A 21,880-nucleotide genomic window follows, 5' to 3' on the forward strand; every position below is an offset into this window, starting at 1 on the left:
CTGATCTGAATGCAGCCGATTATGGTTGCATTGCTGCGTCCTTGTTAAAGCCGAAATAGGCATTCATGGCTCGGGCTGTGGGAGTGTCGTTGCGGCGCATCAGTGCAAGCGGAGCTCCTTCAAACAACACCTTGCCGCCCGCGCTCCCGGCTCCGGGGCCCATATCGATCACCCAGTCTGCCTGACCGATGAAGCGCAGGTTATGTTCTATGGCGACGATAGTGAGTCCTTTGCCTGCGATGAGTTTGCACAAGAGCGCGATCTGCTGCAGGATATTGGATTCGTGCAGGCCACTGGTAGGCTCATCCAAAATTAGGGTCTCGCGAATTCCGTCTTTGAGCAGCTTAGCCAGTTTGAGGCGTTGCAACTCACCGCCCGAGAGCGTATCGAGAGCCTGCCCAACGGATAGGTAAGACAGACCGACATCCTCCAAGGCCCTCATGGCTGGGCCAAGCACCTCACGATATTGGTGCATGGCCTCGCTTGCGGTCAGTTTCAGCACCTCGGCGATGCTGAGACCACGATATCTGGCAGAAAGGGCCTGTGCTGAATATCTGGTTCCATGGCAGCTTTCGCAGACAGTGCTGGCATCGCCCATGTAGGCAATATCAAGAGTGATAATTCCTTTGCCCTTGCAAACAGGGCAGGCTCCGGCAGCGTTGAATGAGAAGAGTGAGGGGGACTGGCCTGTGGCCTTGGCGAAGGCCTTACGCAGCGGGTCGAAGACGTCCAAGTAGGTCAGTAGGTTGGAGCGTCCGCTGGCCTTGATCGGCTTCTGATCCAGAAGTATGGCATCGTGCTGAGCCATGAAGCCTGCCTTGATCAGGGTGCTTTTGCCTGATCCGGCCACACCGGTCACCACAGTCAGCTTATGCCGGGGTATTTTGGCGCGGGCTTCTTTGACATTGTGGGCGGTGACCTTGTCTATTGCATAGAAGCCATGCGATGGCGCTGCCGGTTCGTTCACGGTGCCTGGATCTGACAGAGCTCTGCCCGTGGCTGTGCCACTTTCCAGGAGAGACTGATAGCTCCCTTCAAAAACGATCTGTCCGCCTTCCCTGCCTGCTCCTGGTCCCATGTCGACGATATGGTCTGCAATGGCGATGAGCTCGGGGTCATGGTCAACGACCACCACAGTATTGCCCTTATCTCGCAGCCCTTTGAAGATTTTCTTGATCCCGGTCAGGTCATGGGGGTGTAGTCCAACGCTTGGCTCGTCAAAGATGTAGAGGACATCATTCAAGGGGCTGTTCAGGCAGTTGGCGATTTTCAGACGCTGTCCCTCTCCTCCGGAAAGCGTGGAGGTGCCACGCTCCAGACTCAGGTAGCCCAGACCCACTGTTATCAGGTTGGCTGTCTTGCACTCTAGGTCCTGCAAAATGGACTCAGCCTGATCGTTATGAATCTTCCCCAGCCAGTCCTGCAGGTCTGCCACGCTCATGGCGGAGCAGTCAGCTATGTTCAGTCCGCGGATCCTGGCTGAGCGCACCTTGGCGTTGACTCTGGCCCCCTGGCAGTCGGGGCACTGGGTGATTCGCGTAACCTCCTCCAGCTCATGCTGGTACTTGTCGTTGCTCTGGTTGATGAAGGTCTTGGTGATCCTGGGCACCAATCCCTCATACATGGCTGTCTTGTGCCAGTTGGGGCCAGGGTGTGCCGGTTTTTGCCTCTTGCCGTAGAGCAGGAAGTCGAGGTCATCTCTGTCCCACTCCTGTAGAGGCAGGTCGTTGTCAAAATAACCTGAATCCGTATACCTGGTCAGCCTCCAGCCGCCTGGCTGCAAGGTGGGAAAGTAGATGGCTCCCTGGTTCAGCGAGAGATCCATGTTGAGCAGGCGATCAAGCACCAGAGTGCGCACAGTTCCGAGTCCCTGGCAGATCGGGCACATCCCCGCAGGATTGTTGAAGGAATACGTCATGGAGTACCCGATGAAGGGCTGGGCCATACGGGAGAAGAGCAGGCGCAGGGCGGTGTAGATATCGGTGTAGGTGCCCACGGTTGAGCGGGCGTTGCCCGAGAGCTGCTTCTGGGCTACGACAATGGAGAAGGGCAGGTTGTCGATGCGGGCGACTTCCGCAGGCTCATACTTGGGCAGGAGCTGCTGAATGTAGGAGCTGTAACTGCGATTGATCATGCGCTGTGATTCGGCTGCCAGCGTGGAAAACACAAGAGACGACTTTCCTGAACCCGACAGGCCGGTGACCACGGTGATGGCCCTCTTGGGTATGGCCAGTGAGACTTGTTTGAGGTTGTGCGTGGAGGCCCGATCAATAAGAATGCACTCGGTCCTCATTGGGCGACTCGCTCCTGGCGTAGCTTGTTGATAAGCCTGTTGGCAAGAGTAGCGAACTCTTCCTGTTCGTCTTTGGACCAGACCTGTCTGGCGTCTTCCTCAAGGGTTTTATGCTGTTGATCGATGATGTCAAGCATGTCCCGGCCATCCTGGGTCAGATTGGTCTCCAGCTCTCGCCGGTCGTGGGCGTCAGGCACCTGCCTGATGTATCCGAGATCGTGCAGAGTGCTGAGGTTCTTGGAGACCTTGGATCGGGTTATGCCGAGTCGCTGACCAATCTGTGAGGGCGTGGACGCTCCTGTGCGCAGAACGGTGAGGATGTCGAACTGTTGCCAGGTGATGTTCCCCGGGTTGACCCTGTTGCGCTCTGCTACGAATTCGCACTGCAGATACATGAGAGCATCGTAGAGGGAGGACGGATTATTTGATTTCATTATAGAAACTATATCATATCGGAAACTATCTATTACCCGGATAGCTTGCTTTTCTCTGAATTCGTTCTTGTCTGACTGTATTGACTGATGAAGCCACGTCTCAGGAGGTTCAATATTGGCCTTGTGTTGTTGAAAGAGCTTCTTGCATGAGAGTAGGCGTGTGTCTGCCTGGTGGATCCCTTGATGCGGTTTAGCAATTTTCTCTGTTGGTCGCTCCAAGGTAAAGGAGGTCTATTGGACTAAAGGCTCGTGATTTGTTGACAGCGGCGGTGGGATGGAGTGTCAACTTATCATCCTATCAGTACTGCTTAGCCAATCGGCTATGCAGAACGACGATATTGAGGCCTAAATGCTAGGTAAACCAGCATGCCCACCGGTCGGAAAGGCTGAGCTAAGGCTCTTCTTTTGCTCGAGCCTCCTGTATTAAGAACGTTGATGAATAGGTTCTTGTATTTCCTTGATTTGACAGCTAGGCTTTCTTTGTTAAGAATGTAGCATGCTACATTTTAGAGAGGCGGTATCTTTTGGAGCTCTCGGAGAAGCGGCCAGAGGGGCTGGTCAAAATAGCCAACACCCTGCTGGAAAAGCACATGAATGAGTGTGTGCGGAACATCTTTCCCAATCTGACTGGTCCCCAATTCGTCATGGTCTATTACCTGTATGAGCATGAGGGCCTGGAGGTTACGCAGAAGACGGTGGGCGACAGGTTCCGTTTGAGCCATCCCACGGTTCGGGGAGTTGTCAAACGGCTGGTCAAGGCAGGATGGCTGACGGCAAAGCCACAGACTGATGACCGACGTCAGATGGTTCTTGAGCTTACCGGACATGCGCGCAAGGAGCTGAACGCCCACCAGGTCGAGATCCGGCATGCATTGGAGGCCACGGGCAAGCTTGCCTTGAAAGGGTTCGATGAGCAGGAGGGCAGACAGCTGGTCGGCTACCTGGAACGGATCATTAGAAATATGGAATCCTGATCTGTTTTTAGTCAGAGCATGCAGGCTTTGGACCGAGCCGGTGAAGGACGGGGAGGATGCGGTATGAATAAGGATGGCGGCAAGGGGAAAGGCAGCAAAGGCGGGGCTAGGGGAAGTCGTACTGCGATGATGGGCACGCTTTTGGCAGGGGCCTTCCTGGCCCTGATGGCGGAGACTTTCCTTAACAATGCTCTGCCAACCATTATGGCGGAATTCCATGTGTCCCAATCCACCGCACAATGGCTGAGCACCTCCTATCTGCTGGTGGTGGGGCTGATGATACCTGTATCGGCTTGGGTATTTTCCAACTTCCGGTCCAAGCACACCTTCATGGCCATGATGGCTATTTTCCTGACTGGTTCCCTGGTCTGTATCTTCTCCGAGGGGCATTTCCCGCTGCTATTGGTGGGCAGAATCATCCAGGCCGTGGCCGCTGGATCGTTGATGCCTTTCATTCAGAATGTGGTACTGCTGCTTTTCCCGCCGGATAGGCGCGGTGTGGCCCTGGGCGTGGTGGGCCTGGTGGTGGCCTTGGGTCCCACGGTTGGCCCCACGCTCTCGGGGTTTGTTTTGGAGCACTGGTCCTGGAGGGCCTTGTTTGTGCTGCTTGCTGCCTTGAGCGCCGCGATCCTGGTGGCGTCGTTTTTCCTGGTCTATACGGTCAACCATCGGGTGAGAACCCGGCTGGACGTGCCTTCCGTGGTTTATTCCTGCCTGGGTTTCGGGCTCATTCTGTACGCCCTGTCCGCCATTGGAGACGCGGGTGGTGCGTCAGTGCTTGACCTGGGATTGCTGCTTGCTGGCGTGCTGGTCGTAATCCTGTTCTGCCGACGCCAGCTGCGTCTGGAGTCTCCGCTGGTGAATTTGCGTGTCTTCACGAACGCTACTTTCAACCTGACCAGTCTGCTGAGCACCCTGAGCAACATTGCCATGGTCGGGGTAGAGCTGGTACTTCCCCTATACCTCCAGAATACGCGCGGGTCAAGCGCACTCACCTCTGGTCTGGTCATGCTGCCAGGAGCCATTGTCATGGGCATATTCAACCCCCTCTCTGGTCTGATCTATCAAAGAATCGGAGCGAGGAAGATTTCCCTTTTGGGGTACACGGTGCTGCTTGCCGGAACCTTGCCGATGATATGGTTCGGCACTACTACCAGTCTTATCGTGATCGCCTCCTGCTATGCTCTGCGCTTGGCAGGAGTGGCGCTGGTCATGATGACCACCTTCACCGAGGGCATCAACGCACTGCCCGCAGAACTCACGGCCCATGGCAACGCGGCTGCCTCGACTGTCCGCCAGGTGGGCGGTTCGTTGGGTACGGCCGCAGCCATGATGATCGTCACCATCGGCGCTCTGCGCGGCAGTCTCAGTGGAGCCGCGACAGCCCAGGCTCTCGACCAGGGCTACCAGTGGGCCTTCATCTTCCTCGCATTCGTAGCTCTAATAGGCCTGTGCGCTTCGCTTTTCCTTAAACGGTATAAAACTGAGAATGAGTAAGAAAGGTATCTTTTCGCTTTCAAAGCAGGGATCGTTGCTGACATCGATTGACTCATAATGTTAACGAGCAGGATTCTGGATTGGCGAAGTGAACCTTTGCTGCCAGTGGATACAAGAATTAAGAGATTCATTACAGGCCCCAGACACGCATGCATAAGAGACGATGAAGATAGAAGAATCAACTTATCCATCGTCTTTTGCAGTGCCCTGCAGCCCATTTCGGATCCAGACTGCTTCTCGGGCGCAGACCAATACCATCCGGAATAACTCAAGCCCGAAGAGATACCAGAATCAGTCAAGCAGGGAACACCGAGGAGGTAGAAAACAACTATTGTGCAGGGCAAGGCCAGGAATTCGACAAGGAAGAGAAAAGCGTTATCCAATACGGGGCGAAGGAAGCCCTCGGTAATCGAATCAGTTATGCTCTTGCCGGCGATGCATCCTAAAAATAGCAGAATAATTGCATGCACCGGCGACCATACCCTTGTGCTAATGCCCGATTGCAGCAAAGGTATGACGCTGATATAGATGTACGAAATACAAACTGATTTGAAGCACGTTTTCTCATCGCATAACCTGCAATCTACTGTGGATGTACTCGGCGCTTAGACCAGAAGAGGCGCCTATCAGCCTGGCGACCAGAATTGCCAGTGACTTTTCCACCCCGGTCTCGAACCTGCGAGGAAGCGACCGGTGATTCGCTTAAGTACGATCACCCGTCGCACAGCATATGGGTGCTAACTTGTAGCTGATGACGGGCCTGAGCACATCTTCGCCTGCATTTGTCGTAAGTCTGCAAAGGCATGGCTCTGAACTTTCTCTGTCCCGCTCTGCTCGCAGCCTCTTGTCGCCTCCGGACATTTCTGACTTGCGAGGTGCTTAGATGATGAGGCACCTTATCGTAACAAGACCGCCTAGCTCGCTATATTAAATGACCTGCTAAGACCAAACAAAGGGGAAAGCAAGAGGATCGACAGTGCAAAGAATGGCAATGTCGATATTGTGCGTACAAAAAGAGTCTTGAACCACTGTCCAAGACTCTGCTGGCGGAGGATACGAGATTCGAACTCGTGAGGGCGTGAACCCAACACGCTTTCCAAGCGTGCGCCATAGACCACTAGGCGAATCCTCCAAGGCTGCAATGAACGGGGCCATAGCCTACGTGACCCTGATCAAGGCAACTAGGAAATAGTAACACAGGGCGGGGATTGCAGGCCAGTCCAGACGTGTCGCCGACTGTTCCCGCCCTGTTCTTGTATCACTTGATTTGATCCATGGAAAGGCCAAGGGCCTCAGCCACGCGCTGGCCGTAGTCGGGGTCGGCCTGGTAGAACTGCCTGGTCTCGAGAACCTGGATCTCCTGGTCATCAACGGATCCCAGGTTGTTCTTGATGGTCTGGATCAGACGGTCCTTCTCTTCCGGGCTCATCAGCCTATAGAGACGGCCGGCTGCGGAATAGTAGTCCTTGTCATAGGGGCGGGAGTACTCGGTTTGCCCTTGGACGGCATCGCCGTGCATACGGGCATCGTTGTCTTCCACGGGGCCGCCCTTGCTGTTGGGCTCATAGTTGACCGATCCGTCCTGCCCTTGGGACATGAACCCGTCCCGCTCGTAGTTGTGAACCTCATTGACCGGCCGGTTGATGGGCAGCTGTTCGTAGTTGGCTCCCAGACGGTAACGCTCAGCGTCCTTGTAGCCGAACAGGCGGCCCTGCAGCAGCTTGTCGGGCGATGGCTCGATGCCGGGGACGAAGTTGGCGGGAGAGAAGGCCGCTTCCTCAACATCATCGAAATAGTTGGTCGGGTTGGTGTCCAGCACGAACTCGCCTATCTCAATGCGCGGATAGTCCTTCTTGGAGACCACCTTGGTCACGTCGAAGATATCGTCTTTGTAGTCCAGACCCTCCTGGTAGGGCAGGATCTGCACGCAGACCTTCCACTTGGGGTAGTCGCCCCGGTCGATGGCATCATAGAGATCGTGCAGGAGGAAGTCCGTGTCCTCGGAAGCGACCTTGGCGGCGGTCTCATCAGTCATGTTCTTTACGCCCTGCTCGCTCAGGAAGTGGTACTTGACCCAGAACTGCTCGCCCTTGGCATTGACCCACTTGAAGGTGTGGCTTCCGTAGCCGTTCATGTTCCGGTAGCTTGCAGGGTTGCCCCTGTCGCCCATCAAGTAGGTGACCTGGTGCACAGACTCGGGGGAGTGGGACCAGAAGTCCCACTGCATCTCCTGGCTGCGCAGGTGGGTGGCCGGGTCGCGCTTCTGCGAGTGGATGAAGTCGGGGAACTTCAGGGGGTCGTTGACGAAGAATACGGGGGTGTTGTTGCCCACCACGTCGTAGTTGCCTTCCTGCGTGTAGAAGCGCAGGGCGAAGCCGCGGACGTCGCGCAGGGTGTCGGGATAGCCGGATTCGCCGGCCACCTGGGAGAAGCGCAGCAGGATGGGCGTGGTCTTGCCTGCTCCGTTGAATACGTCGGCCTTGGTGTAGGCGCTCATGTCCTTGGTCAAGGTGAAGGTTCCCTTGGCTCCGGCTCCCTTGGCGTGGACTACGCGCTCTGGTATGCGCTCGCGGTTGAAGTGGGCCAGCTTTTCGAGGAGCTGGTAGTCCTGCATGAGGATGGGCCCCCGGGTGCCCGCCGTCTGGCTATGGTTGTTGTCTGCCCAGGGCTGCCCTTCGTTGGTAGTAAGTTTGTCGTTCATGTCTGCTCGATTCCTCTGACCTCTATGTTTTTCGCGATTGACGGTCCCATGCGAGCCGGGTCTGCGACCCAGCTCCTGGTTGACCACTCGATCGCTGATGGCAGGACTCTTGACAAAATCCTGCTATTCTCCACCGTATCTGACAGGGGATGGAGTTGGTGGATATGCGCGCTGAGCGAGAGTCAGATATCTCACTAATCGAGCAAGATGCTCATGACGACGAAGAGTGATGTGTCTGTTGCGGGCGGAATTTCAAGAGAGCCGCCGACGATGCCTCATTCAATCGGCAAACGGCGACGGCTCTCATCAGAGCACCTGTGCTCAGAGCATCTGTATCAGTTCGCCCACATCCTGGATGACCAGCTGGAGGTTAAGCCCGGTCAGGACAGCCACGACAATCCAGGCCAGGAAGGCCATCCATCGGGGATTGGCATACTTGCCCATGATCTTCTTGGAGGAGGTGAACCAGACCAGGGGGATCATGGATATGGGCAGGGCCACGCACAGGAAGACCTGGGAGTAGACCAGCAGACTATCCAGGGCGGACTCCTTGCCGCCGAAGGCGATGGTGCAGATCAGCACGGGAATGATGGAGATCACACGGGTGACCAGCCTGCGCAGCCAGAGAGGGATCCTCATGCGGATGAAGCCCTCCATGACGATCTGCCCGGTCAGGGTGCCGGTGATAGTCGAGTTCTGGCCCGAGGCCAGCAGGGCTACGGCGAAGAGGGTGGAGAGCAGACCGGAGGCGACCGGACCGGCGATGGTCTTGTCGCCAAGGGCGTTGTAGAGGGCGGTGAAGGTATCCAGCCCTTCGCCGTGTCCGAAGAACATGGCCGCACCCAGCATCAGCAGCAGGCAGTTGACCACGAAGGCGGTGGACAGCTGGATGTTGGAATCCCAGGTGGCGAAGCGGACAGCGTTGGCAACCTGATGGTCGTCGCTTCGGTCGAAGTCGCGGGTCTGGACGATGGATGAGTGCAGATAGAGGTTATGAGGCATGACCGTGGCGCCCACGATGCCCAGAGCCATGGTCAGCTGGCCGTTGCCCAGGATGGCCTTGTCGGGGATGAAGCCACGGAAGACCGCGGGCATGTCAGGCTTGGCCAGGAAGACCTCGTAGAGGAATACCGCCATGATGACCAGAATCAGGGTGGCCACGATGGCCTCGATGCGGCGGAAGCCGATCTTGGTCAGCAGCAGGAGGATGAGCACGTCCAGCACGGTCAGCGTCACGCCCAGGATCAGTGGAATGCCGAAGAGCAGCTTCAGGGCGATCGCTCCGCCGATCACCTCGGCGATGTCGGTGGCCATCACAGCCAGCTCCGTGCAGATCCAGAGGGCGAAGCTGAGCCGGCGGCTGGTGTGCTGGCGTGTGGCCTGGGCAAGGTCCAGACCGGTCACGATCCCCAGCTTGGCCGACATGTACTGCAGCATCATGGCGATCAGGCTGGAGATGAGGATGACGCTCATGAGCAGATAGCCGTACTGGGCGCCGCCGCCGATGGAGGTGATCCAGTTGCCAGGATCCATGTAACCGACTGCAACCAGGGCGCCTGGGCCTGAGAAGGCAGCCAGGTTCTTCCAGAAGGAGGATGTCGAGTTGGGCACGGAGACTGTGGCGTTGATCTCCTCCAGGGATCGCCCATTGGCCGTCTCGATGATGGGATGGGATTGGCGCTGCCGACTGGACGGCGGAGTCCTGACTTCGGATCCGGCTGGACTGGCGGACCCTGAGGAGGGTCTGGTCTGACTGTTCGGCATGACACCTTCCTTGATTTTGGTTGCTCAAAGGTCTGGGAGAAAACTTCGACCCTTCGAAGTCTAATGGTGCCACATGAAAATTGCGAGACCTTGACAATGACATGTCTGTGACATTGCCTACATGCCGGATTCTGCTGATGTTTGACTGAAAAAATCGGGGAAGGGGCTGAGGAATTGTGCTATAGACTGTGCACATGGACGTCATTCAGCTTTCCACCAATGTCCAGGACTACCTCAAAGTCATTTGGGATCTGGAGGAGTGGGACGATGGCCCAGTCCACCCGACGGATATCGCTGAACGGACCGGCATGAAGCAATCGACCATTTCGGGCGCGCTCTCGCGTATGGTCAATGCCGGCTTGGTGGAACATAAGCCTTATGGACGGGTTGGTCTCACTTCGGCAGGTAGGCGCTCGGCCGTTACCATGGTCCGTCGCCACCGCCTTCTGGAGACGTTTCTGGTGGAAGTTCTGGGCTATACCTGGGATGAAGTGCATGAGGAAGCTGATGCCCTTGAGCACGCCGTCTCTGAAAAGTTGGTTGACAGGATTGATCGCTATCTGGGCCATCCAGCCCAGGATCCGCATGGGGATGCCATACCGACTGAATCCGGCAGCATGCCCGTTGTCCCTCTAACGAAGCCTTTGTCTCAGGTGGAAGATGGGCAAACCGTACGCGTATGGCGAGTAAGCGATCAGGATCCAGCATTGCTCAGGTATTTGAGCAGGCACAGGGTGCGCCCAGGGACCTTGCTGAAATTAGTTTCGCCTGTGGACGCATCAAAGGGGGCGCAAATCCGCGTTCAGAAGATATCGGCCGGGCAAAGTAGTCCCAATAGGGATGAGGATGAATCGAAGGGGATTGCTGAGCCTTTGGAATTGGATGATGCACAGGCTTCAGGAATCCAGGTAGTAATTCAATAGCTTTTGTATAAAGTAGATGTCCTGGCAGTAGTGACGGTTGCGCTGTATATCAGGGAACATGTCCATCAGCAGCAGCTATGAGTCCATGGATTATTTCACTATGTATCGCTTTTTTGTTGGGAGTCATGGTGCTCCCCGCAGCTGCGGGAAGATCCAGCTAAATTCCTCCAAAACGTCCAGACTCTGCCTGGTATACGCATGAATGGACTTCTCGCTTATCGTCTTCAAGCAAGGCTTGTGGATACGCCTTTTCTTAGGCTGAGGTGATCGCTCGGTAGTCTTAGTCTGGTATGTTTCGAAACCAATTCTGCGATCATTGGACGAACTCGGCTTTACCTCCTAAGCTGGTACCAGTGTGGTTGGTAGGGTACATTGTTGCATGACGATTGAAGGGGAGCCGTAGCTGTGCTTTGGTCTGTGATTAAAAATATTCTGGTTATTGCTGCCACTGTTGCCATGGCCGGCCCTATGGGATTTCAGCCTAGTGCTCTTGGATCCACGGCTGCTGAATGGAATACACCACAGTCAGCAACGCAGGAAAAGGTGACCGAGGAAGAGCATGCGAGCCCCTCGACAATAGGTGATCAGGACCAGTCACAGAGTGCATCCATGCCGGACAACCCCAATCAACCCCTGCCAGAGAAAATCAGCAACGCCATACCTAAGGATGCGACCGTAGTCGCGAGTGATTTGGCTTTGACGCCAGACCAGCAGCTTAAGCAATTGGACTCAGGCAAGAAAGTTACCGATCCGAAAATCGTCGGGACGTCAACCCGTCAGGCAGATCCTTTGGCTAAGACCGATGGAGAATCATTCATCCCCGTTCATGTGGATAAAGTCAGAAAAGCCATAAAAGATTCCAAGACGGATTCCGATCAACAGACCAAGGGCAACCAAGGTGAAGAGGCAAGACCGGCAACAGCTGATTCCTCCGTACGGTCGCGTACGTCCTTTGCTTCTTTGCAAAATAACACATACGGTGCTCACTGGGGCTTTTATCAAGGTTCACAGGCATTTTTTGAGGCTGATGGAACTCTCTTCGCGCAACAGGCCAAGGGGGTCATCGATGTTTCTGTGTGGCAGAATACTATAAATTGGGATGCTGTAAAGAACGCCGGAGTTGACGGCGCCATCATTCGCCTAGGCTACGGTTGGGGCAATGGCCTCGATAAGCAGGCCAAGAGAAACATCAGTGAATGCAAGCGTTTGGGAATACCCTTCGGGGTCTATATCTACTCGTACGCCTATGATTCCAATACGGCCGCCGCCGAGGGCAACAATGCGGTCGATCTGTTGAGGCAGGCCGGGGTCAGCCCTTACGATCTCAGCTATCCCGTTTATTATGACTTGGAAAATTGGACCTGGGCAGGTCATAGTCATCCCACCAATCCTGGAACCTATGATCAAATAGTCAATACCTGGTGGGGCAAGTTGACATCTGCCGGATACAACAGCCTGTCCCTGTACTCATACACCAACTATCTCTATTCAGCCTTGAATTCTGATAACCTTCATTCCAAGACGCATTGGGTGGCTAGCTATGGTCCGCGTACTGGTTTTCATTTCAGGAGTGCTGATAAGGGTTGGCAATACAGCAGCAGCGGTTCAGTCAGCGGAATCAACGGACACGTGGATTTGAACGCCTTTAGCAACATACGCAATCAGCCTGATTTCAGTGGAACCGACCCCAATTCATTTGCCGCCAAAGTCACGGACGTGCCTGAGGGGCGTTACTATATCGCCAGTCTTTTCGACAATCGTTATGTCGACGTAACAGGAGCCAGTCCTGACAATGGTGTGCCTCTGGATATCTGGCCATACAACGGGCAGGACAACCAGCAGTTCTATATCAAACCGGCCGGTGGCGGTAATTACACTATTGCGACCAGTTATGGCAAAGTGGTGGATGCGTCAGGACCTTCGGCTGATAACGGGACCCCATTGATTCAGTTTTCGGCAAATGGCGGTCGCAATCAGCAGTGGACCCTGTATCGGGGCATTGATGGTTCGTACTACTTTGCTTCGGTATATGCCGGAAGCCGGAACAAGGTTTGGGACATCACTGCCTCAAATGATGCCCCGGGATCCAGGCTGGAACTGTGGGCGGCTAATCAAGGCCAGAATCAAAGATTCAAGCTGGTCAGCGTTAATGGAAACGGCAACGGTAACTCATCAGCATCAGGTCAGTTGGTGAGCGCTGATGGTGGAAAGTACTGGTATGAGAACGGAGCAAAAGTCCGTTCCAAGGAGGTATATGATTCTTCCGCCGGACTCTGGTACTGGGCAGGTGACGATGGTCAGCTGGCCCAGGGCTGGAAGACGCTGCCTGATGGGCGAAGGGTGTATTACGATCCCCGAACATTAGGAATGGCGCATGGCGAGAGGCTCATTGATGGGGCCTGGTATTACTTTGCCTATGACGGCAATATGGTCCGGAGCCGGGATCTCTATCTCATTTCAAGCGGCGGCAAATGGGTACGTTACGCTGCCGATGGAAAAATGGTCAAGGGCGAAAGCAGCAAGGCCGGTAAATGGTATTTCTTTGATCCCGTGACCGGCGCTATGGCTCGGGGGTGGAAGCATGTGTCGTCCAACGGCGGCAAATGGGTCTACTACGATCCGTCCAACGGCCAAATGCTCCATGGAGAGGCCCGCATCAATGGGAATTGGTACTACTTTAACGATTGGAGCGGCGCCACTACTTATGGCTGGAAGTACTTGGGATCCAACGGTGGCAAGTGGGTCTACTACGATCCGGTTATGGGGTGGATGCTAAAGGGCTGGCAGCAGGTCGAAGGCTCCATGCGCCACTTTGATGAGACGACCGGAGCGGTCCTCAATTGATTTAAAGTTTGTCTTTCTAACAATCTTTTGCGGGTATTCTGAAAGCTTGGTGGAGCATGGGTTTAAAGTTAGAAACCATGAACACTGCTGGGCAGTTGAAATCGGATCTGCCTAAAAGCGAGGCAGCCGAATCTGCCTCCGGCCACGGCGGGAATGCCGACGATCAGGGTTTCGATAGGGACGCTCCGCAACTTGCCTTGGTGATTCCTTGCTACAACGAGCAGGATGTTCTGCCTATCACTTTGCCTGCCCTGTATGCCAAGCTCTCAGACTTGGAAAAGCGTGGGTTCATCACAGAGAACAGTTACATTCTGCTCGTGGACGACGGATCTGATGATTCCACATGGTCAATTATCCAGTCGAGTCATTCCCAGTACCCTACGAGGGTACATGGCCTTAAGTTTTCTCATAATAGAGGACACCAGAACGCCCTGTATGCAGGGCTTATGGAGGCTCTGAATCGTGGATGCGACGCGGCCATTTCAATGGATGCGGATTTGCAGGATGATCCCGATGCCATTGATGCAATGGTAAAGGAGTATGCCAAAGGAAGCGACATCGTCTACGGTGTCAGGGACAACAGGGATACCGACACCGTTTTTAAGCGATCAACAGCGGATCTGTTTTATAAGATGATGTCATGGCTGGGAACTGACACAATACCGAACCATGCTGATTACCGACTTATGAGCCGTACGACCTTGAAGGCTCTGTCGCACTACACTGAAGTCAATTTGTTTTTGCGAGGTATCGTTCCTTCTCTTGGTTTCCCCCACAGCAAGGTGTACTACAAGCGCGGTTCAAGAGCGGCAGGCGAGTCCAAGTATCCTTTGAAAAAGATGATGTCATTCGCAGTGGAAGGCATTACGTCTTTTTCAATCACCCCGCTCAGAGCCATCACCGGTATCGGTCTCATTTCGGTTGCGGTAGGCATAGTGATGCTTATTTATGTGCTGGTCTCCTTCTTCTGTGGTCGTACAGTGGCCGGCTGGGGGTCTGTGATGTGTTCAATCTGGATCCTTGGAGGGCTTATCCTGTCAGGCATTGGAGTGGTGGGCGAGTATGTTGGCCGAATCTATTTGGAAGTGAAGCATCGACCCCGCTATATCGTCGAAGAACGAATCTGATATGTACGTCAAAGCGCATTTCGACCGGGAAGGTCTCGACGCGATAATTCAAAAGAGGTATTCAACGTGAAATCTGCCCTCTCTCGGCATGCACTGATGCCCATCGAATCGCTGAAGCGTCACGCTGGCATTGCTCTATTGGCCTTCATCCTTAACGCTGTTGCCTTTGCTCCTCTGATTGCCCGCCGTCATTACTCGGTGGATTCCTATCATCTGATCGACGACCAGAATGCCCCCTGGTATTTGGAGAATGGCCGATACACATGGTGGCGTTTGACGCTGATGGCTGACAGGCTCGGCCTGAACCTGGTCTTGCGGCAACGACTGTTCATAGCAATCTGCATTGTCGGATTCTCCATCTCTTTGGTTGTTCTTACAGCCTCTTTCGCCAGGCTGGGCGGCATATCATCCTTTGGAGGGCAGTGCTGTCTGTGTCTGACCTTATCGGTGGTATGGATCAACGTGTTTGTACTTGAATTCCTCTTGTTCCCCGAAAGCGCTGTGTCTGCGGCCGTCGGTTCCATATTCGTCAGCTTCGCCGTTAGCCTCATCCTTGGCAGACGGAATGCTTGGCTGTCGGCTGCATCGTTGATTTGTCTTCTGATTGCCCTGGGGTGCTACCAAAGCTTGGTAGGGGTGTATTTAGCGCTCGCCTTGCTAGGAGGTTGCCTGACTTCTTTAAGGGAAGGACACGAGCCTTTTACACGAGTGATGCTTCGTTGGGCCAAGGTGCTGGGCATGGCCGCATTCGGCTCTGTTTTTAATGTTATCTGCGTAAAATATTTGATACATATTAAGTACATAGTTGATCCTGGGCGTGGAGCCGGGCTTTCTTTGCCAAATATTGTCTCCAACCTCAAACAGGTATTGAAATACCAGCTGTCTCTGCTCAATAATGCCGATGGACTCATGCCCAAATTCAGCGTTACCCTGATAATGCTCTTTCTGATTGCTCTGCTGGTGCTGTCCTTCCGCACCAGGCACAATCTGCCCTATGGGCAATTGGCTTGCGCCGCCCTGGTTGCCTATCTGGCAGTCTTTGCTCCTCACTATATCGAGAAAAATATTCTCTTGACCCCGCGCAGCAATATGGCTTTTTGGGCTTGGGTTGCGTCAATGACCACGGTTTTTGCAGTTTCTCTGCTTGTACCCAGGCATCAGCCGTTCATGGTCAGGGCCTCGATCGAGCCCGTGCCGGAACCGGAGCGAAAGGTCGGAGTCACGGTGGAGGGGACTGAGGCCTTCCCTGGCTCTTGCAACGGTGCCCAGCATGTTGCAGTGCTTATCGCCGTCTCTGGTGTCTTCCTCCTCTTTTCAAGCCTATGCATGGCGGATATAGCTTATGATGCCTATGTCAGTAATACCCAGGATCAGGCCTATGCCCTGAGTGTCGCTCAGAAGATCAAAGAGCATGAGGCTTCCACCGGCCAACGTGTAACAGCTATCGCCATAGTTCCTGATGCAAGCGTGCATGTCAAATACGACAATGTGCGTTATCAGAGGTATGAACTGAATCGGCGTATCATGAATACTCCTTATTCAAATTATCAGATGATCAATTATCTGAGTCATTCGAACCTCAACAAAATCAAGATGCCTCAGTCGGACTATCGCCGATACTTTGCTGGTCGGGACTGGAACCAGCTCGATTTGGATCAGCAGCTGGTATTCTCTGGCGACAAGGCCTATCTGGCCTTGTACTAGCGGCTCGCTGTCTGCTCAGATACGCGAACTGGTTTCGGGCCAGGATGATGCGTTTGCGTTCCTCGGCTGCCATGATGTCCAGGATGATGCCGGCCACGATGAGCAACAGACCCGCAATGACGAGCATTACGGATCCGATAAGCGTAGGGAAGCGTAGGACCACGCCGGTTTTCCAATAGTCGATCATGACGCTCAGAGTCAACCCCAGCCCAATCATGGATATCAACAGTCCGGAAAGGCCGAAGAATGGCAGAGGTCTGTACTCGCGTATCATGCGAAAAATAGTTGACATGACCTTAATCCCGTCACCGAGGGTATCCAGTTTGCTCACCGATCCATTTGGGCGGTCGCGGTACTGGATGGGGATTTCGCAGATGCGCAGGTTGTTATCCAGGCTATGAATGGTCATTTCGGTTTCTACCTCGAAGCCCGAGGAGGTTACGGGGCAGGTTTTAGCAAAGGCAAAGGATACGGCTCTGAAACCGGTCATGACATCCGTCAGATGGGCTCCGAAAAGCAAGTTGATTGAAGATCTGACCAGTCGATTGCCAAGACCATGCAAGGGCCGTTTGTTCTCTTGGAAATAGGTGGAGCTGAGTCGATCACCGGAGGCCATGTCATAGCCTTGAAGGATTTTGGAGACAAGCTCTGGCGCCGCGTCGGCCGGGTAGGTGTCGTCCCCGTCTACCAGCACATAGACATCCGCATCAACCTCCTCGAACATGGCTCTGATGACATTGCCTTTGCCCTGTCGAGGTTCCTGGCAGACGATGGCGTTTCGTTGCCTTGCTATGGAAGCCGTTGCATCCGTGGAATTATTGTCGAAGACATACAGGTCGGCCGTAGGCAAAGCCTCACGGAAATCGTCGATTACCTTGCCTATAGTCATCTCCTCGTTGTAACAGGGAATAAGCACGGCCACGCGTGCTTCCTCGTTCTTCCTTATTGCTTCCACAAGGCACAAGCTTACCAATCAGCGCAACAATGAATCAGGGTCGTATTCTGCTGCTTCCTGATGGTGTTACAAGGTAGGCGGAAGGATAAGCTTGGTTTGTTGACGTATCCAAAAGTATGCAAAGGGAATCATGGTCGGACTTCGCAGGACTGATTCGAATCGAATCAGGCCCATCGCACATGGCAAGAACCGTGACGTGTTGCTGCAAGGCAGAGCAATGGAAGGGTGCTTCTTTCCTTTGCTGCTGGGAGTGCTTTTCTCTCTGTCTTCAGATGCAGGAACCTATGGTGCCATTCAATGGGGTCAGGCGCATCTGTATCTGAATATTGTGCTCTATGGGCTACTCTTCTGGGTCTTATTCGCTACGATGTTCCGATTCTGCTTTCTCGATGGGATCGGTTCTTTTTCGGATGACCAAACCGGAAAGCAAAAAAACAGCCTGATACGACGGCTGTACTTCAATCATATTGAATCGCCTAGAGGCGTGCTCTGCGATGGCATACGAATTCTCATCTGCTGGCTTCCTTACCTGATACTTCTATACCCGGGTTCGCTTTTTTGGGACACTGGTGATCAGCTGGCCCAATACTATGGGATTGCGGCTTTCAGCCAAGCCCCTGGCGTCATATCTGACCGCCATCCCTTTTTTGATACTTTTCTTTACGGTTGGTTTTCCGATCTTGGCCGGTTCCTGACGGGCAGTCCGAATTTCGGCTTTTCCTTGTATGTCATAATTCAGTTCATCCTTTTTGCGCTCTGCATCGCCTGGCTGCTGGCCTATATGTCCACAAGGGCGATGGGGAAAAGAATCATTGCCCTTTGCACAGCCTTCTTCTGCCTTTTCCCTCTAGTTCCCATGATGGCCATGATGATTTGCAAGGATACGACTCATGCCTTGTTTTTCCTGCCCTGGGCCATCCTGTTTGTAAAGCTGGTCGATGGCCGGCTGGAACCCTTGAAGAACCCCCGTTTCCTCAGCGCTTTCATTGTTCTGACCCTTCTAAGCTCGTTGACAAAGAAGATGGGCCTTTACATCATTGTGGTGAGTCTGCTCCTGCTGGTTTTCGGTCATTTCCGAAGGAAAATGAAGGTTCTGGCCGCTTGCTTGGCAGCATCGACTTGGCTGGTTGTCAACATGCTAATACCTGCCTGTCTTTTTCCTGCGCTGCATGTGGTGCCGGGGGAGAAGGTCGCAGCAATTGTCATGCCTGTACAGGTGCTGTCCAGGACGGCTCATGATCATCCAACAGCAATCGCCGATTCCCAGAAAAAAGCAGTAGATGAGATGATGCCTTTTGGCTGGGAGGGAATGGCTGCAAAGTACATACCTTATATATCCGATCCGGTCACCGGCTATGGGGCGAATGGTCCTAAAGGGTCCCTGCTCGGTTTCGCGCGTTTGTGGGTGAACTTAGGACTTCATCATCCCTTGTCGTATTTGAATGGCTTCTTCTGCTTAGAGGGTGGCTGGACGAGTTTTGTCGGACCGCAATCCACCAAGGCCCAGAAACCCCCATATAGGCAAGATTCCATGGTGATGCGCGTGTATACATGGACCATGACGAATCCTGATACTTACGGTCGGCTGCAAAAAGATCCGCACCCCAATGGGCGTCAACGGCTGGCCGACGAAACATACCAGACGCTGACAACCATCCCGGTGTTGAATGTCTGCTTCTATGTGGCTATCTGGTCATCGGTCGTACCCTTCTTCATTCTGTATGCCGCTTGGAGAAGGCGTGCAAGGGAGCGCTTGGTGGTATTGGTCATGCGGCTGGCGCCCTATTTCGTTTCAGTGCTGAGCCTGTTCGCATATCCCATCTCGTTTTCCGTCCCAGGACGGATGGATCCCACAAGGTATGTGTTCCATGCAGTGCTGACGGCTCCCCTGGCCCTGGGGGCTCTGTATTCAGCCAATAAAAAGATGTCTGAAGAAGGGGATTTTGCCGCCGACCCAGCTTATAAAGGTAGCAATCAAAACAATAGCGGCCACCAGCACAAGATTGATGAGCATGGGCGCCTTGTAGAATAGATGGAAATGCAGGACCAGATCACGGGTTACCAATATCAGCATCAGATGCAGATAATAGATGCCAAGCGTATTGGACCCAATAGCCGTGACGATTGTATTCAGGCCTGACGGGACTTTCCTGACCTGTATGAATAATTGGAATAGGGCAATAGTCAAGATCAAGGTTAAAACGTTCTGGTAACCAGAGTCTACATAGAAAGATATGCCCTTTGCCCGAGCCTGGAACCGTTGCAAAGTGAAAAGCAAGCCCCAGGCCAGTAGGGCCATGAGAGAAAGGCAGATGTTCTTCGTTCTCGTGCTTGAGAGGTGACGAGACAGCCAGGCTGCCATGTCGTGCCCGTAGCCTCCGGCAATGAAATACACCAGGGCGTAACCATAGCCTCCCAGTATGTTGTATTGGCTGAGCGAGGCGAGCACTTGTGGAACCTGATGCCCGCAGTAGCTTGCCAGTATGTCTTTGGCATTGTCTCCGAGCGTTACAGCGAATATCAGAGCGCCGAGCACAATTGTGACGTAGCCCAGATATCGTTTCCCATCCGGGTCATCGTAGACAGTCTTCAGTATGGGGAAAACAATGTAAATGGCCAGCAGCGCATTGATGAACCAGAAGTATCCCAGAGGAACCACGTCGTAAGAGCCGCCCAGAAGATACTGGGGAACCGATTTCCAATCTATGCTTTTGTGCATTAGGGCACTGAGTATTGGCAAGCTGATGATCTTCCATGCCAGCAGGATGAATACCATCCTAAGGATTTTATGAAGATGCTTGTCCGCCGAAAATCGCGAGTTCATCAGAAGATATCCATTGACAGCAAAGAACAAGGGCACTCCGACGACTGAGAAAGTTGAGGCAAGGTTGTTCAGTGCGGTGTCGTCGACAAAACCGGTGTAAAAAATGTAATGTATAAAAATAACAAGAAATATTGCCAGTGATTTCGCCAGATCCAGGCCAGCGATCCGATCCTTATGGACTCTGTGTCTCGCTGCATGTTCAGGAGGAGCAGCTCTTCGCTGGTCGTTCATCTGCAGCCTCTTTCGTGTGAAACCCCCATATTTAATCATGCGCATCCGCCGGCGAGAACTGGCTCCAACCTCTATTCCACAGTCGATTCTGAAATGTCAGCAGAAGCTACAACCAATCACCTCAACCAGTCGTACCGATTTTACTCCCCTTGAAACTGTGGCCCACATGGTTATTGGGTGATGTTTGCCTATTCCCGTCATGGTCTGTCTAAGCTTAAAACAATCGGTACGATTTCCAGTGCGTTCCTCCGGGGCTCTGCTATCGAGCTGTTGGAGAACTGATGAGAGTTGTTGCCTACCGGTAAGGAATTCGAGTCCAGCCTGGTAAAACTAGACTTTGTGGCATGCTGACTGCAAGGAATTCAAGTTCTTGGCGGTCCAGGAGCGTTTATCTTTATAGTTACCGAAGGTGAGGTGGAGTTTATGTCTGCGGGCCTGTCTTTGAGGGAGAAGCGCAACAGACTGAGGCGTCTGGGTACCCGATGCGGCCGGGCTCTGATGCCTGGTCGTCCACGAATCATTGCCTCTATGACCTCGTACCCTGCCCGCATCGAGACTGTCCACCTGGCAATAAAGTCGCTGCTTGCCCAAAAGACCCTGCCAGATTTGATCATTCTTTGGCTGTGCCGATCTGATTTTCCAGGTGGAGAGCGTGACCTGCCTTCCAGCTTGAGAGACCTGCTTTGGATGGATGTCCAGGTGCGTTGGGTCGACGATGATTTGAAACCGCACAAGAAATATTATTGGGCCCTGCGCGAATTTCCGAACGATTTGGTTGTCACAGTTGATGATGATTTAATCTACCGGAATACCATGATCGGGGATCTTCTGGCGACCCACCGCCGCTATCCGCAAACCATAGTGGCTTCCCGCACCCATCTCATCACTTTTAACAGCGACGGCAGTCGTAAAAAATACGAGGATTGGATTTACGAGGCGCCGCATTATCATCCCCGTCTGGTGGGTGTCCCATCCATGCGACTTTTTGCCACCACTGGTGCCGGCACGCTCTTTCCTCCACACTTGATGCCGGACTCTACCTTCGACAAGAGCTTGATCATGTCTCTATGCCCCACTACGGATGACGTGTGGTTGAAAATTATGCAAGTAAGAGCCCATCGACCCATTCCGGTAGTGGCTTCCACAGATGATCAGCTGTTGCAATATGTGCCCGGTACCCAAGAAGAGGCACTCTGCCATGTCAATACTGAGAGCGGAGGCAATGATAAGGTTTTCCAACGAATACTCGGCTATCTAAACGCCAATGGATGCCAGCTGGATTTCGACAAGGCTGTTCGAGACGACAAGCTGGATGACTTGCTGTGATCTGTTAATGCTGCACAAAGGGCAATTCTAAGTTCAACGATTTGCTTATCCTGGCTAAGGACGAGGTTTCAAGTAGATAACAATCGGATGGATAAAGATGCTATACTTGACAAAAACCAGCCATGCTGGCATCTCGGGGAAGGAGTAGCTATAAAACCTGACTGGATTAAATTGGCAAGGATTCGCAAGTCAATTTTCCAATAGTGTGTCTTTTTTCATGACACACTCAATTGTCAACAGCACAGGGCAGTGTATAGTGATGTTGCGAAGGGGCCGGTTGGGT

13 protein-coding genes, 1 tRNA gene and 1 pseudogene are annotated in these 21,880 nt (G+C 53.5%); 8 read left to right on the forward strand and 7 right to left on the reverse strand.

What is annotated here, in order from left to right; all coding sequences use genetic code 11:
* Positions 1–19: 19 nt before the first annotated feature.
* Together DKK74_RS00985 and DKK74_RS00990 are read right to left on the reverse strand one after the other, a co-directional pair.
* Positions 20–2,293, reverse strand: coding sequence for an ATP-binding cassette domain-containing protein (locus DKK74_RS00985; RefSeq protein WP_110412375.1), 2,274 nt, complete (start codon positions 2,291–2,293; stop codon positions 20–22).
* The gene (locus DKK74_RS00990; protein ID WP_110412376.1) at positions 2,290–2,727 is read right to left on the reverse strand and encodes a MarR family winged helix-turn-helix transcriptional regulator; all 438 of its coding nucleotides are present in this window, start codon (positions 2,725–2,727) and stop codon (positions 2,290–2,292) included. The genes DKK74_RS00985 and DKK74_RS00990 overlap by 4 nt, the downstream gene beginning before the upstream one ends.
* A 524-nt stretch (positions 2,728–3,251) precedes the next feature.
* On the opposite strand from DKK74_RS00990, the gene DKK74_RS00995 reads away from it, so the two are divergent.
* Positions 3,252–3,701, forward strand: coding sequence for a MarR family winged helix-turn-helix transcriptional regulator (locus DKK74_RS00995; RefSeq protein ID WP_110412377.1), 450 nt, complete (start codon positions 3,252–3,254; stop codon positions 3,699–3,701).
* Positions 3,702–3,764: 63 nt separating this feature from the next.
* On the forward strand, positions 3,765–5,198 hold the full coding sequence (locus DKK74_RS01000; protein ID WP_110412378.1) for an MDR family MFS transporter: 1,434 nt from the start codon (positions 3,765–3,767) through the stop codon (positions 5,196–5,198).
* A gap of 1,044 nt (positions 5,199–6,242) precedes the next feature.
* Here the strand turns inward: DKK74_RS01000 and DKK74_RS01005 are convergent.
* The 3 genes from DKK74_RS01005 to DKK74_RS01015 form a co-directional block, all read right to left on the reverse strand.
* Positions 6,243–6,330 (reverse strand) — tRNA-Ser (locus tag DKK74_RS01005).
* A gap of 126 nt (positions 6,331–6,456) precedes the next feature.
* Positions 6,457–7,899 (reverse strand): catalase, encoded by a 1,443-nt coding sequence (locus tag DKK74_RS01010; protein ID WP_110412379.1) that lies wholly within the window; start codon positions 7,897–7,899, stop codon positions 6,457–6,459.
* 321 nt (positions 7,900–8,220) lie between these two features.
* A complete protein-coding gene (locus DKK74_RS01015; RefSeq protein WP_219997334.1) occupies positions 8,221–9,663 on the reverse strand; it encodes an Nramp family divalent metal transporter in 1,443 nt (480 codons plus the stop codon).
* 194 nt (positions 9,664–9,857) lie between these two features.
* Between DKK74_RS01015 and DKK74_RS01020 the strand changes: the two genes are divergently transcribed.
* The 4 genes from DKK74_RS01020 to DKK74_RS01035 all read left to right on the forward strand — a co-directional run bounded on the left by DKK74_RS01020 (position 9,858) and on the right by DKK74_RS01035 (position 16,261).
* Entirely contained in the window at positions 9,858–10,586 is a 729-nt protein-coding gene (locus DKK74_RS01020; protein WP_110412380.1) for a metal-dependent transcriptional regulator, read from the forward strand.
* A 405-nt stretch (positions 10,587–10,991) separates the two neighbouring features.
* Positions 10,992–13,430, forward strand: coding sequence for an RICIN domain-containing protein (locus tag DKK74_RS08715; protein ID WP_181414848.1), 2,439 nt, complete (start codon positions 10,992–10,994; stop codon positions 13,428–13,430).
* Between the two features lie 56 nt (positions 13,431–13,486).
* Positions 13,487–14,557 carry a glycosyltransferase family 2 protein gene (locus tag DKK74_RS01030; RefSeq protein ID WP_258334396.1) on the forward strand — a complete coding sequence of 357 codons (1,071 nt, stop codon included), beginning with the start codon at positions 13,487–13,489 and terminating at the stop codon, positions 14,555–14,557.
* Positions 14,558–14,623: 66 nt separating this feature from the next.
* Positions 14,624–16,261 (forward strand): glucosyltransferase domain-containing protein, encoded by a 1,638-nt coding sequence (locus tag DKK74_RS01035; protein ID WP_146210520.1) that lies wholly within the window; start codon positions 14,624–14,626, stop codon positions 16,259–16,261.
* Here the strand turns inward: DKK74_RS01035 and DKK74_RS01040 are convergent.
* Positions 16,146–17,207 (reverse strand): glycosyltransferase family 2 protein, encoded by a 1,062-nt coding sequence (locus DKK74_RS01040; protein WP_110412798.1) that lies wholly within the window; start codon positions 17,205–17,207, stop codon positions 16,146–16,148. The two genes, DKK74_RS01035 and DKK74_RS01040, sit on opposite strands and share 116 nt — an antisense overlap.
* 376 nt (positions 17,208–17,583) lie before the next feature.
* On the opposite strand from DKK74_RS01040, the pseudogene DKK74_RS08750 reads away from it, so the two are divergent.
* A pseudogene (locus DKK74_RS08750) lies at positions 17,584–18,972 on the forward strand (DUF6020 family protein); the annotation flags it as partial.
* Positions 18,973–19,125: 153 nt separating this feature from the next.
* On the opposite strand, the gene DKK74_RS08790 reads toward DKK74_RS08750, so the two are convergent.
* A complete protein-coding gene (locus DKK74_RS08790) occupies positions 19,126–20,271 on the reverse strand; it encodes an acyltransferase (protein WP_181414849.1) in 1,146 nt (381 codons plus the stop codon).
* Between the two features lie 423 nt (positions 20,272–20,694).
* Here DKK74_RS08790 and DKK74_RS01050 point away from each other — a divergent pair, with 423 nt between their 5' ends.
* A complete protein-coding gene (locus DKK74_RS01050) occupies positions 20,695–21,597 on the forward strand; it encodes a glycosyltransferase family 2 protein (protein WP_258334398.1) in 903 nt (300 codons plus the stop codon).
* The last annotated feature ends 283 nt before the right edge of the window (positions 21,598–21,880 follow it).

The sequence above is a fragment of the Bifidobacterium asteroides genome (assembly GCF_003202755.1).
Lineage (GTDB): Bacteria > Actinomycetota > Actinomycetes > Actinomycetales > Bifidobacteriaceae > Bombiscardovia > Bombiscardovia asteroides_F.